The following is a 12,335-nucleotide window of genomic DNA, read 5'->3' on the forward strand; positions in this document are numbered from 1 at the left end:
AAGCTTCGGTCGTCAGCTACTTTCTACCGCCGACTGGCTTTACCGCTTTTTCGGCGCCTGGCCCTTGCGCGCCAGAGGTCAAAACGGTCAAGGTCCCGCCCGTTTTGCAACCGATTCACAGGCTTCTCGATGTTCTTTGCATCCGACAACTGGGCGGGCGTTCATCCCGACATCTCGGCCAATTTATCCCGGCATGCCACGGGCATCGCGACCGCCTATGGCGACGGCGAGCTAGACCGCGCCATCTACCGGCGCTTCAGTGAGATTTTCGAAAGAGAAGTCGCGGTGTTCTTCGTCGCGACCGGCACTGCGGCCAACGCGCTCTCCATGGCGGCGTGCAATCGTATCGGCGGTGTCGCCTTCTGCCATTCCGAGGCGCATATGAATGTCGATGAGTTCGGCGCGGCGGGCTTCTATACCGGCGGAGCGCGCATGTCGCCAGTTCCGGGGCCGCTGGGACGCATCAATCCGCAGGCGCTCGACCGGGCCATCACGCGCTATTCAAAGGATCTCGCCCCCGCCGGCCAGCCGATGGCCGTGACGATCACCCAGGCGACCGAGGTCGGCACCGTCTACACGGTCGAAGATGTCAAGGCGATCGCCGAGGTGAGCCGCCGTCACGGATTGCCTCTGCACATGGACGGCGCGCGCTTCGCCAATGCGATTGCCGCGACGGACATCAGCCCGGCGGAAATGACCTGGAAGAGCGGCGTCGACATCATCTCCTTCGGCGGCACCAAGAACGGCTGCTGGATGGCCGACGCGGTTGTGGTCCTTAACCCCGATGTCGGGCATGAGTTGCGCCTGCTTCGTCAGCGCGCCGGGCAGACCTTTTCAAAAGCGCGCTTCATCTCGGCTCAGTTCGAGGCTTATTTCGCCGACGATCTCTGGCTGAGAATGGCCCGCCACGCCAATGCACTTGCCGCGCGGTTGGCCGAGACGATCGAAGATGCGTCGGTCAGCCGACTGGCCTGGTTGCCACAGGCCAATGAAGTTTTCGCGATCCTCGACCGCACCACTGCCGAAAAGCTGCAGGCGGCAGGCGCCAAATTCTACGAATGGGGTGTGCCGGACGGCTTCGACGGCCACCTCGGCGACAACGAAGCGATCTACCGCTTCGTCGCCAGTTTCGCGACCACGACGGAAGAGGTTGACCACCTTGGTCGCCTGCTCGCCGGATAGTCAAGCGGTTAGCCCAAAAAAGGCCGCGCCAGCAGCTCCAGGCCAAGCAGCATCAGCAGGATCAGAAACCAGCGCCGGAAGGTCGCCGGGCTGATCCGCTGCCTGAGCAGCTTGCCGAGCCACATGCCGAGCAGAGCTGGCAGAACGGCCAGCGACGACAGCACCATATGCTCGACCTGGAAAGCTCCATGCGAGGCAAGGCCAGCGGCCAGTGCGATTGTGGACACGGTGAAGGAAAGGCCTAGCGCCTGGATGAGGTCGTCCCGGCTCAGCCCCAGCGCCTGGATATAGGGCACGGCCGGAACCACGAAAACCCCCGTCCCGCCCGTGACAAGGCCGGTGAGGAAACCGATGGCGGGCGACGACCAGCGTTCGGCCGCTGCCGGAACATTGAGTTGCCGCGCCAGCAAGGTGTAGGCGGCATAGAGCACCAAGGCGGCACCGAGGCCAGCAGTCGTCCATTTGATATTGTCGCTGGCCAGCAGCCATGAGCCGGCCAGCGTACCGATTGTGATGCTGGCCATCATCAGCCAGAGCCGGCGCAGGATCGATGCAAAATTGGGGCCTGACAACAGCTGCCAGACATTGGTCACGAAGGATGGAACGAGCAGCAGCGACAGGCGGCATGACCGTGCCCAGCAGCCCCATCGCCAGCGTTGGCAGGCCCATCCCGGTGACGCCCTTGACGATGCCGGCCAGCAGGAAGGTGACGGCAACGGCGCCCGTCATTGCCAAGGAAAAATCAGACATCGCCCTTCATGATAAGGCAAGGCCTGCCGCGAAAGGGCCAGTACCGTTGGTTGAGGGTGGCACAGGCACCATGCCAAACAAAAAGCGGCGCCTTTCGGCGCCGCTTTTCAGTGACTTACGCTCAACTGCGATTACGCGGCGGTCTTGGCCTCAATCTGCTTGGCCTTGCCCGAAGACGCGGTGATCGCGATCTTGCGGGGCTTCAGCTCCTCGGGGATGTTGCGCTTGAGGTCGACGAAGAGCAGGCCGTTCTTCAGCGTGGCGCCGACGACATCGACGTGGTCGGCAAGCTGGAAGCGGCGCTCGAAGGCGCGCGAAGCGATACCGCGGTAGAGCAGCTCGGAACCTTCGCCAGTGCCCTCTTCCTTGCGCTCACCCTTGACGGTCAGCACATTACGGTGGGCCTCGATCGAGATTTCCTCGTCCGAGAAACCGGCGACGGCCATCGAGATACGGTAGGAATCCTCACCGGTACGCTCGATATTGTAGGGCGGATAGGTCTGCGCGCCGTCAGGCTGCGCGAGCGAATCCAGCATGGTGAAGAGACGGTCGAAACCGACGGTCGAACGATAAAGCGGGGAAAAATCAACGTGACGCATGGTGTGTTCTCCTGTTGAGCAACATGGTTTGCGTATGGCCGGTGCGAAACCCTTGAGCGGCGTTCCGGATGGGCCAGCGGCCCCGACATTGGCGGCCGCATCAGACATTTGGTGAGCAGGCAGGGGCATTTCAAGATTTTCCTGCCGCGAAAACCCGCCGGGTTTTGAGCCTTGATGAACGGCAGATGAACCGGGGCTTCGGCGGACGTTCAGCTAGGCGGCGCTAGACTGTTTCCAGGATCAGGAACAGCGGCACCCCAGGTGCGGCGCCGCGACGAGGCCGAACCGGGTGTAACGTCCCTTCCTCCCGGATCGACAGAGGCCGGAAGCGCGCCGCAGGCTGCTTCCGGCCTCATTCGTTGCCTTTGCCTCTCCCGCAACGCCTTTGCTTTTGGCGCATGGCCGTCTATCACCATGCCGACGTCTCGGCAGGATCGGCCGGGACAGCAAACAACGAAGCGCCGAATGACGGACCTCTTCCACGAAATTCCGGGCAATCCGATGCCGGAAAATGCGGCCGGCGGCTTCTTCACCGCACGCGACGGCAAGAAAATCCGCTACGGCCTCTTTGCCGCCACCGCCCGCCCGATGAAGGGCACCGTGGTCGTGCTGACCGGGCGCAACGAGTGTATCGAGAAGTATTTCGAGACCATCCGCGATCTTACCGAACGCGGCCTCGGCGTCGCGACCCTCGACTGGCGCGGCCAGGGCGATTCCGACCGGCTGATCGGTGACCGCCAGCGCGGCTATGTCAGGAGCTTCTTCGACTACACCAGCGATCTGGAACAGTTCTTCGAGGAGATCGTGCTGCCCGACTGCCGCGGGCCGTATTATATATTGGCCCATTCGGCAGGCGCCGTGATCACGCTGCTTGCTGCGCCCTCGATGGTGAACCGCGTGCGACGCATGGTGCTGATCGCGCCGTTCCTGGCCGTACCTGACCTGCCGGTATCGATAACGACCGTTCGCCGCGTCTGCACGCTGTTCTGCTACCTCGGCCTTGGCCGGCTTTATGCCGCCTGGGGCCTGCGGCCGAAGGAAACAGCCCCTTTTGCCACCAACAAGGTGACATCGGATCCAGAGCGTTTTCGACGTAACACCTTGCTCTACGAAGCCTATCCGCAATTGGCGCTCGGCGGCCCGACGATCCGCTGGCTGAAAGCGGCGGCGGAAGCGTCCGAAACCATCAGCGATCCCGACTTCATGGCCAGGATCCAGGTTCCCTTGCTGGTGATCGCTGCCGGCGCCGACCAGGTCGTCTCGACCAGGGCCGTGGAAGCCTACACAAGACGTCTGCGCCTCGGCTCGTTGCTGATGATCGATGGCGCGCGCCATGAGATCCTGCAGGAAGCCGACCTCTATCGCGAGCAGTTCCTTGCCGCCTTCGATGCCTTCATCCCCGGAACTGACGACGCGGCTTGATCAGCTCTGTCTGGCATCAAATTACGCGCGACGGGCGAAATCCATGATCCAGTTGGTCTCCCAGGTCTCGCCACCATCGGGTGAAAAAGCCTGCTCCCAGCGCGCCGATTTTTCTGTCATCCGCGACCAGAGGAAACGAACCTGGATCTTGCGGCCGTCGAAAACGTCGTCGCACAGGAACGTACCGACGCCCGCCTCGAAGCTTCCGCGCATCGGCACATCGATACTCGAGGGGTTGCGGCCGTCGATCCACCAGATCGACCATTGTCCCGTCGCCGGATCGAAGGTCCGCACCGTAGCGGCAAGATAGGCGCCGCCGGGCAATTCAATGACATTATCGTCGACATTGCCGAGGCCACCGAGGATCCGGCGCACCTCGCATGTTCCGCCGAACTCGTCCCAATTCGTATTACCCGCAAGCCGCGCTTGCAGCCTTCGATGGCTGACGTCCCAGCGGCCGAAGAAGAAATCAAAGTCGGTCCGGCCGTCTGCCGGGCCATCGCCGGAACGGCCGGCTGCTGATTGCGTTGACATGTGTAGTCCTCCCTCTGGTGACATCTTTCCATAGCAGAACGCTACTGACATCTTGCTGTCAGGAGTACTGACCTGTCGAATCTAGAGATCGCTGGCTGATCCACTCCTCGCGGCGCCAAGGGTCCGTTGAGATTCAGGTCAGGCCGAGTCGAAAATGGTGGTTTGCGAGAACCGGAGCGGAGCGTACTTTTTGTACGTGAGCACCGGAAGCGCAGGAAACCGCAATTTGCAGACCGGCATCACCTGAATATCAGCAGTCCCTAGCCGCGTAGCGCCGCCATCGCCGCGGCATGAAGCTCCGGCGTCGCCGCGGCCAGGATGTCGCCGCCCTTCTCGGCTGGTCCGCCGTCGAAGGTGGTGACGATGCCGCCGGCCTTCTCGATGATCGGGATCAGCGCGACGATGTCATAGGGTTTCAGTCCGGGATCGGCGACGATGTCGACGCTACCCGCCGCGACCATGGCGAAGGCATAGCAATCGGTGCCGTAGCGAGCGAGCCGAACCTTTGTCTCGAACCGGTCGTAACGCTGGCGCGCCTCCCCCTTGAACAGCGCCGGCGTCGTGGTGAACAGCGTTGCCTCGGCGAGATCCGTTGTCTTGCGCGTCGCGAGTTTTCGCGGTCCGCCCGGGCCTTCATAGTGCGAGCCGGAAGCGTTGGCGTAGAAAAGCTCGCCGGTGAAGGGTTGCGACATCATTCCTGCAACGGCATCGCCGTCGACCGTCAACCCGACCAATGTTCCCCAGACCGGCAAGCCGGAAATGAAGGCGCGCGTGCCGTCGATGGGATCGATCACCCAGACATGTCGGCTGGATATGTTCTCGCTGCCATGCTCCTCACCGAGGATGCCATGGTCTGGATATTCGGCAGATATCAGCGCCCGGATGACCCGCTCGGCCTCGCGGTCGGCCTCGGTGACCGGGTCGAAGCTGCCTGTTTCCTTGTTGACAATAGCGCCTTGGCTGCGGAAGCGCGGCAAGGTCTCGGCGGCGGCGGCATCTGCAACGCGGCGCATGAAATCGATGCTGATGTCCAACTGATTCTCCCGCGTTGCAGCATGCTGGACCTGTCATTTGCCTGCGGTTCCTCGCCAAGACAAGGGCGTGCAGAGACATTTGCGCGTCGAGAACTGTTGCCTCAATGTCACGCAGGCGCCACCGAAATGCAATTTCCACATCAGAGTGATTTAAAAACCTGTGAGATAGCTTGACATTTGTGCAGCGCACAATAAATTTGTTCTCGGACAGGTTTTCCTGTCCATGCCCTCCTTGGGCGTTTCCTCCCTAGACTTCGACCGTGTCGTGCAAACGATGCGGTCTTTTTTTCAGGGCGGCATCCAACGGAGCGAGCGTCTTCCCCAACCGGCACTCCGGCACTTTATTTGCTCATTCGGCGGCAAGCGGAAGATCAATGAAATGGTGATCGGGCATCGCCATCAGATCGGCCGAGAATCTTGCCAGATCGTCGGCGAGCGCGTCGAAGCCGACGGATTTCTGGAACGTCCGCTCGTTCATGTAAAGCCCGCGATTGACCTCGATCTGCAGCGCATGGAGATGGCGCGCCGGGCGGCCATAATGCTCGGTGATGAAGCCTCCGGCATAGGGCTTGTTGTGGGCGACGGTATAACCCATGCCGATGAGCAGGCCGATCGCCGTCTCGGTCAACGCCGCCGAAGCGGAGATGCCGAAGCGATCGCCAACGATGAAGTCCGGCCTGAGGCCATTGTCGCCGACCCGGATGCTTGCCGGCATCGAGTGGCAGTCTATCAGCACGGCATAGCCGAACCGCGCATGGGTCCTGGTCAACAGCCGTTTCAGCGTCTCGTGATAAGGCTTGTAGACGGCCTCGATGCGCGCGACGGCTTCCGCCAGCGGCAAACGGCCGGAATAGATGTCGAGCCCCTCTCCCACCAGCTTGGGCACGGTGCCGAGCCCACCGGCCACCCGCGCCGAGCGGATATTGCAGAAGGACGGCACCGGTTCGGCAAACATGCGCGGATCGAGTTCCCACGGCTCGCGGTTGACGTCGAGATAGGCGCGCGGGAAGTTCGCCGCCAGCATCGGCGCGCCGAGCGCGACGGCGCCGCCGAACAATTCTTCCACATAGCAATCCTCCGACCGGCGAATAGCGTTGCGGTCCAACCTTGCCATGGCCAGGAACCGATCCGGATAGTAGCGGCCACTGTGCGGCGAGTTGAAGAGGAAGGGAACGCGCTGCTCGGCGCCCGACCGGATTTCGAAGGGTGGAACGACCGAAAAATCCTCGGCTGCCGTTTTCAATTTGAACGAACCCGGAAACACCAATGCATCATCAATGGAAAGTGCCATCTCACTGGGCGCATGTCCAGCATTTCAGCATTCGGACCCACCTTGTTAAATGCGGATCGCATCTGTCTTCGTTCACTTGATGTTTACCGTCACATCCTCATATACAGGATGGTTAACGGGCTTGCCCCACGGCAGTCTCGGGCGGGTGATTCGGACGGGTTACAATGGCACGCATTCTACTGGCGGAAGACGACGACGACATGCGCCGGTTCCTCGTCAAGGCATTGGAGCGCGCCGGCTACCAGGTCAGCGACTTCGACAATGGCGCCAGCGCCTATGAGCGTCTGCGCGAAGAGCCCTTCTCGCTGCTGTTGACCGATATCGTCATGCCGGAGATGGACGGCATCGAACTCGCCCGCCGCGCCACCGAGATCGATCCCGACCTCAAGGTCATGTTCATCACCGGTTTCGCCGCCGTTGCGCTCAATCCCGATTCCAAGGCGCCGAAAGACGCCAAGGTGCTGTCGAAGCCGTTCCACCTGCGTGACCTCGTCAACGAGGTTGAAAAGATGCTGCAGGCAGCCTGACGCGCTTTTCGGTGGGTCTCGACCGACGAGAGCAATTCCAGGAAGAGTGTGAAGCGGTTTTCCCGGGAAAAGCGCGTAGCGCTTTCCCTAGGGAATTGCGTCAAAGCAAACAGACAGACCGGGCATTCTTTCCCTTTTCCCGGTAGAGCAGGTTGAGTTGAGGTTGAACCGGTCATCCTGCTCTAGGTCTTTATTTTTCGCATAATCTTGTCCGAAAAGTCTGCAACTTTTCGGGATCATGCTCTATTGACGCGATGGGCCAAAAGTGGTGTATGCGCGGCTTCGGATGGGCGTGTAGCTCAGCGGGAGAGCACTGCATTGACATTGCAGGGGTCACAGGTTCAATCCCTGTCACGCCCACCATCCGGTCCAGCCTTCATCGCATCGTCTGTTGCCGCTGCCTCCCGGCTTGCACGATGCCGCCGGCCTATCTCCTCCAGAACGCCCATCCGGGTTTCTTGCGCGCCCGGTTTCCCATTGGATTGACCGCCGCCGGGAAGTTGTTCCGGTCGCCGGCCTCGGCGAGAAACCGCCGCCGCCAATCGTCGTTTTGCGCGTTGCGCTGCTGTTGCATATCCACCTGTGCCGTCGCGGGCATGGGAGCTTCAAGACCCAGAAGCGCGCCCATGCGCTGGCAGGCGCTGTCGAAATCATCGCGGATGTCTTCGTAGAAAATACGCACCGGTTCGATGCCGATTCTGGCGAAATAGGCTGACCAGCGCCCGTTGCCGGCAATGATCTTGGCAAGTGCTGCCTCTATCCCCTCCACCGTGTATTCGGCGTCTTTTACCGCAGGCTCGCCACTGGTCCACGCCCGATCCTGCATCGCCTTGGCCAGCGAAATGGCCTGGCCGAGCAGATCGCGCCTTTCAAGATGGACCCATACCGGGTCGGGAAACCATTGCGTGAGACGAATATCCTTTTGCAGCCTGTCGAAATGTTCGGGAAACAGCTTGAAAGCGACGACGCCATTTTCGGTTTTGCCCTCGCTGGCCGCCAACAGACAGCGATCCACCGTCGTTACCTCAGGAGTATCCCAATGACGGAAATATTCGCCCGGATTGCCCAGCACGCCGGTGCTCGAAACCTTGTCGCAAAGAAGATTGCTGCCGCTTCGCGGCGTGCTCGCTATGATGAGCGTCTTGCGAGGTCGTTCCCAGCTTTCAGGCGGGCTGATCGGCATGTCTGGCAGATAATCCCGGGAGAATGGCGGAGTCCATCCAGCGCGGGTCGGTCCCGAAGCACAAACCTTCCCGGCGCGAGCCTAGATCCTGATCCCGGCCCTCCAAAGCTGCGTCCGTGCTTTCGGCAGCAGGCCGGACTTCGGTGGGGTGATCGGCCGTATCGACCTTCTGATTTTCTTGAACAATGTATTTGTCGGTTCCGCATTCATCGACTGTGCGATCATGTGCAATGCAGGTTTCAGCTCGCCAAATGCACGGTGCAAGATATGAGCCGAACACGCCGCGGCATAGGGGCAGCCCGCCCGTGCCGCCGCAAAGAAAGGCTCAAAATCCTTTGCCATGACATGACCGCGCCACAACCGGACGGTCAGAACCCGCATGGCTCTCAGAGGCATTGCAGAAGAGACGAGAAATTCCTTCGTCATAAGGGACTTCAGAATTGCCTCGCCTGAACGATAGTCGTTCTCGCGAAAATAGGACGCAACTATCTTCAGGGCGTAGACATCGTTTTCCGGATCAAGCCCGTAGGCCTTCTCGAGAATTTCTCTCGCCTGCGCCGAACTGATCCGGTCTTCCAGAGTGAGGAAAGCGGCTTGATAGCCGAATGCAGCCTCTAGCGGATGATAGTCCGACTGATGAGTCTCCAATTCGCCCAGGATGAGCTCCGCGGCTCGGGAACTGTCGAACAAGGTTGTTGTCTTGGTGGAGGGAATATCACCCATCATCGACGCCACCGTCGCAAAGACGCTGCTCCCGGCATAGATTTTCTGGCATCGCGCCATGAGACCCATCTCAAAAAATGCCTTGAGTGTCGGATCGTCGAATTGCCGCGCTCCGAAATCATCGGTCAGCAAAGCTCCGGTTTCGGATCTCAGATATTCGAGCGTGGCGCGGTCCTCGCCGATCAGCAGGGTCGAGAGGCCCTTCGACGAGAGTTCCGACACGATCGACTTGGCCAAGGTGGAAGGGATCACCTTGTTCGCAAAATCCAGACTTGAGCGGTACTTGCCGCGGACGATATCGCCACTACGAAGATGCAGTGCAGCCATCGGCCTGGGAAAACGGCACTTGTCGGCGGCGTCGAGCGCCTGTCTCACATCCCCGGAGAAGCCAAAACCCCGCAAGGTCTCGGATCTTCGGATCGTTTCAGTGCCCTCGTCCCGAAACTCCTCCAGAATGCGAAATTCGTTGCAAATCCAGCCCCGGAAATTCCCCTTTACTGCAGCAGCATCCAGGCTGGACCGTGTGAATGGCATCTTTTCGAGAATGGCGAAATCGGATCTTTTGATCTTCTCGCCCAGCCAATATTTCTCGATGAAATCGGCTGAAAAGATCTTCTCAACCGCGTCGATGACATGGAACTCTTTGTCTCTGATGGCCTTCCAGGTGAACCCAAAACGATAGCCAAGCGCGTCGGCGAGCGCCTTTGCATTGGCCATGGCCAGAAGCCGGCCGCCCAAGCCGTCATCTCTGGTGGCGGCAATCAGCGTTGATTGAGGATCAGGCCGCCCCGAGGCGGAGATCACCTGTCTCAATATGCTGGAGAAACCACGCATAAGTCTGTTCCAAGCCGCTGCGAAGCGAATAGCGCGGACGCCAGCCGGTGGCAAACAGGCGCGACACATCCATCAGCTTGCGCGGCGTGCCATCCGGCTTCGTCGAATCGAATGTGAGCACGGCGTTGGCGCCGACGACGGAGAGCATGGTCTGGGCCAGCTCGGCAATGGTGATATCTTCGCCCGAGCCGACATTTACATGGCTGTCACCGCTATAATTCTTCAGCAGCCAGACCAGAGCGTCGGCGGCGTCGTCGACATGCAGGAACTCGCGCATCGGCGTGCCCGATCCCCAGACCTCCAGGGTCTTGTCGCCGGCACGCCTGGCCTTGTGCGCCTTGCGCATCAGGGCGGGCACGACATGGCTGGAATCGAGGTCGAAATTGTCGCCCGGACCGTAGAGATTGGTCGGCATCGCGGAGATGTAATCGACGCCATGCTGGCGCCGATAGGCCTGGCACAGTTTCAGCCCGGCGATCTTGGCAATCGCATACCATTCGTTGGTGGGTTCGAGCGGACCGGTCAGCAAGGCGTCCTCGGAGATCGGCTGGGCCGCGAACTTCGGATAGATGCAGGACGAACCGAGAAACAGCAATTTCTGCACGTCGTTGCGGAAAGCACTCTCGATGACATTGGTCTGCATGACGAGATTGTCCTGCAGGAAATCGACCGGCAGCCTGTTGTTCGCCAGGATGCCACCGACCTTGGCCGCCGCCATCACCACCGCATCCGGTCTGCGGTCGGCCATCCAGCGCCGCACGTCGGCCTGGTCCTGAAGATCGAGTTCAGCGCGGGATGCCGTCAGGACCTCGCAATCCTCATCAGCCAGCCTGCGCAGGATGGCGGAGCCGACCATGCCGCGATGCCCGGCCACGAAAACACGCTTGCCCTGAAGTTCGAAACTCATTGGCGTATCCCTATGCAGAACGGCAGCCAGGCCATCGGCGTCGGCGCCATTCGACCTTGCGTCGGACGCATAGCGCATACGGATTTACCCAGACAAGGCAAATCGCCAAACAAGGCAAAATCAGACGCCTGCCACGGCACACAGACTCTTCATTCTGGCGATGGCCAGTTCCGGGTTGGCCAGCAATCCCGCCTGATCGGCAAGGCGGAAGACATCGGCATAGTGGCGGATGCCGCGCGCTGATTGCATGCCGCCGACCATCGAGAAATGCGCCTGGTGGCCGTTCAGCCAGGCCATGAGGACGATGCCGGCCTTGTAATATTCGGTCGGCGCCTCGAAGATCTTGCGCGACAGAGGCACGGTCGGCGCCATCAGCGCGTCATAGCCGGCGCGGTCGCCATCGGCGAGCTTCGTCAGTGCTGCATTGGCGACCGGCGCGATGGCGTCGAAAATGCCGAGCAGCGCGTGCGAGTGTCTTTGGCCGTCGCCGGCGATCAGTTCGGGATAATTGAAGTCGTCGCCGGTGAACATGACGACGCCTTCCGGCAGCCGGTTCCTCAGCGCGATTTCCTTGTCGGCATCGAGCAGCGATATTTTTATCCCCTCGACCTTGCCGGCGTGGCGTTCGATGATGGCGACGACGGTGTCGAGTGCTGCCTCGAAATCGTGGGCGCCCCAATATCCCTTCAGCGCCGGATCGAACATATCACCCAGCCAGTGCAGGATGACCTTGCCGGAGGCTTGTCCAAGGATGCGGTTGTAGACCTTGACATAGTCTTCGGAACCCTTGGCCACGGCTGCGAGCGCACGGCTGGCCATCATGATCGCCTTGCCGCCCAGACCTTCGATGAAGCCGAATTGTTCCTCATAGGCCGCGATGACGTCATCGAGATCCCTGGCGGCGCGCGGCGCCAGATGGTCGGTGCCGGCGCCGGAGGCGAGATCGGCACCCGGCACGGTCCGTGCCTCGGCGATAGAGCGCCGGATCAGTTCCCTGGCGTTTGCCCAATCAAAACCCATGCCACGCTGCGAGGTGTCCATCGCCTCGGCGATGCGGAAGCCGAGCCGCCACAGATGATGGCGAAACGCCATCGTGCGCTCCCAGTCGACCGCCGGCCTGGACCAGGGATCGGTCATACAAAGAGGATCGGCAACGACATGGGCAGCAGCGTAGGCGATGCGCGAAAACCGCGCGCCGATCACCGGCTGAGCCGGCTGGCCGACGAGGCGGTAGCGGGTACTGCCGCCGCCCTCCCCGGGCAAGATAATATCCATAGCTCTCTCCCTTGATGGCGCTATTAAATGGAACGTTCCAATAAATCAAGAACCTTTACGATTCTCGATCTCCC

11 protein-coding genes, 1 tRNA gene and 1 pseudogene are annotated in these 12,335 nt (G+C 60.8%); 4 read left to right on the forward strand and 9 right to left on the reverse strand.

Annotated features, from left to right (window positions below):
- Positions 1-129: 129 nt before the first annotated feature.
- Entirely contained in the window at positions 130-1,182 is a 1,053-nt protein-coding gene (locus OHD62_RS11480; protein WP_263782802.1) for a threonine aldolase family protein, read from the forward strand.
- An 8-nt stretch (positions 1,183-1,190) separates the two neighbouring features.
- On the opposite strand, the pseudogene OHD62_RS11485 reads toward OHD62_RS11480, so the two are convergent.
- Positions 1,191-1,932 (reverse strand): annotated as a pseudogene (locus tag OHD62_RS11485) (sulfite exporter TauE/SafE family protein).
- Between the two features lie 131 nt (positions 1,933-2,063).
- A complete protein-coding gene (locus OHD62_RS11490) occupies positions 2,064-2,531 on the reverse strand; it encodes an Hsp20 family protein (RefSeq protein ID WP_263782803.1) in 468 nt (155 codons plus the stop codon).
- A 465-nt stretch (positions 2,532-2,996) separates the two neighbouring features.
- Here OHD62_RS11490 and OHD62_RS11495 point away from each other — a divergent pair, with 465 nt between their 5' ends.
- Positions 2,997-3,953 carry an alpha/beta fold hydrolase gene (locus OHD62_RS11495; protein WP_263782804.1) on the forward strand — a complete coding sequence of 319 codons (957 nt, stop codon included), beginning with the start codon at positions 2,997-2,999 and terminating at the stop codon, positions 3,951-3,953.
- A gap of 21 nt (positions 3,954-3,974) precedes the next feature.
- On the opposite strand, the gene OHD62_RS11500 is transcribed toward OHD62_RS11495, so the two are convergent.
- The 3 genes from OHD62_RS11500 to OHD62_RS11510 form a co-directional block, all read right to left on the reverse strand.
- The gene (locus OHD62_RS11500) at positions 3,975-4,487 is read right to left on the reverse strand and encodes a DUF1579 domain-containing protein (RefSeq protein WP_263782805.1); all 513 of its coding nucleotides are present in this window, start codon (positions 4,485-4,487) and stop codon (positions 3,975-3,977) included.
- Between the two features lie 260 nt (positions 4,488-4,747).
- Positions 4,748-5,521 (reverse strand): histidinol-phosphatase, encoded by a 774-nt coding sequence (gene hisN / locus OHD62_RS11505; protein WP_263782806.1) that lies wholly within the window; start codon positions 5,519-5,521, stop codon positions 4,748-4,750.
- Positions 5,522-5,870: 349 nt separating this feature from the next.
- Positions 5,871-6,812, reverse strand: a complete 942-nt coding sequence (locus OHD62_RS11510) for an N-formylglutamate amidohydrolase (RefSeq protein ID WP_263782807.1) — start codon at positions 6,810-6,812, stop codon at positions 5,871-5,873.
- Between the two features lie 164 nt (positions 6,813-6,976).
- Here OHD62_RS11510 and cpdR point away from each other — a divergent pair, with 164 nt between their 5' ends.
- A complete protein-coding gene (gene cpdR, locus OHD62_RS11515) occupies positions 6,977-7,339 on the forward strand; it encodes a cell cycle two-component system response regulator CpdR (RefSeq protein WP_006199474.1) in 363 nt (120 codons plus the stop codon).
- A 288-nt stretch (positions 7,340-7,627) separates the two neighbouring features.
- A tRNA-Val gene (locus OHD62_RS11520) sits at positions 7,628-7,702 on the forward strand.
- 64 nt (positions 7,703-7,766) lie between these two features.
- Here the strand turns inward: OHD62_RS11520 and OHD62_RS11525 are convergent.
- From OHD62_RS11525 to OHD62_RS11540, 4 genes are all read right to left on the reverse strand, one after another.
- A complete protein-coding gene (locus tag OHD62_RS11525) occupies positions 7,767-8,522 on the reverse strand; it encodes a Stf0 family sulfotransferase (protein ID WP_263782817.1) in 756 nt (251 codons plus the stop codon).
- Between the two features lie 81 nt (positions 8,523-8,603).
- Positions 8,604-10,079 carry a hypothetical protein gene (locus OHD62_RS11530; protein WP_263782818.1) on the reverse strand — a complete coding sequence of 492 codons (1,476 nt, stop codon included), beginning with the start codon at positions 10,077-10,079 and terminating at the stop codon, positions 8,604-8,606.
- A complete protein-coding gene (gene fcl, locus OHD62_RS11535) occupies positions 10,024-10,986 on the reverse strand; it encodes a GDP-L-fucose synthase (protein ID WP_263782819.1) in 963 nt (320 codons plus the stop codon). Before fcl ends, OHD62_RS11530 begins: the two co-directional genes overlap by 56 nt.
- A 120-nt stretch (positions 10,987-11,106) precedes the next feature.
- The gene (locus OHD62_RS11540; protein ID WP_263782820.1) at positions 11,107-12,261 is read right to left on the reverse strand and encodes a dihydrodipicolinate synthase family protein; all 1,155 of its coding nucleotides are present in this window, start codon (positions 12,259-12,261) and stop codon (positions 11,107-11,109) included.
- Positions 12,262-12,335 lie beyond the last annotated feature (74 nt).

Source organism: Mesorhizobium sp. YC-39 (genome assembly GCF_025753795.1).
GTDB lineage: Bacteria > Pseudomonadota > Alphaproteobacteria > Rhizobiales > Rhizobiaceae > Mesorhizobium.

What these genes read in the sequence shown, in the direction of transcription:
- OHD62_RS11480 (WP_263782802.1), top strand. Translation starts at nt 130, where the DNA reads ATGTTCTTTGCATCCGACAACTGGGCGGGCGTTCATCCCGACATCTCG.
- OHD62_RS11490 (WP_263782803.1), bottom strand. Translation starts at nt 2,531, where the DNA reads ATGCGTCACGTTGATTTTTCCCCGCTTTATCGTTCGACCGTCGGTTTC.
- OHD62_RS11495 (WP_263782804.1), top strand. Translation starts at nt 2,997, where the DNA reads ATGACGGACCTCTTCCACGAAATTCCGGGCAATCCGATGCCGGAAAAT.
- OHD62_RS11500 (WP_263782805.1), bottom strand. Translation starts at nt 4,487, where the DNA reads ATGTCAACGCAATCAGCAGCCGGCCGTTCCGGCGATGGCCCGGCAGAC.
- OHD62_RS11510 (WP_263782807.1), bottom strand. Translation starts at nt 6,812, where the DNA reads ATGGCACTTTCCATTGATGATGCATTGGTGTTTCCGGGTTCGTTCAAA.
- cpdR (WP_006199474.1), top strand. Translation starts at nt 6,977, where the DNA reads ATGGCACGCATTCTACTGGCGGAAGACGACGACGACATGCGCCGGTTC.
- OHD62_RS11525 (WP_263782817.1), bottom strand. Translation starts at nt 8,522, where the DNA reads ATGCCGATCAGCCCGCCTGAAAGCTGGGAACGACCTCGCAAGACGCTC.
- OHD62_RS11530 (WP_263782818.1), bottom strand. Translation starts at nt 10,079, where the DNA reads ATGCGTGGTTTCTCCAGCATATTGAGACAGGTGATCTCCGCCTCGGGG.
- fcl (WP_263782819.1), bottom strand. Translation starts at nt 10,986, where the DNA reads ATGAGTTTCGAACTTCAGGGCAAGCGTGTTTTCGTGGCCGGGCATCGC.
- OHD62_RS11540 (WP_263782820.1), bottom strand. Translation starts at nt 12,261, where the DNA reads ATGGATATTATCTTGCCCGGGGAGGGCGGCGGCAGTACCCGCTACCGC.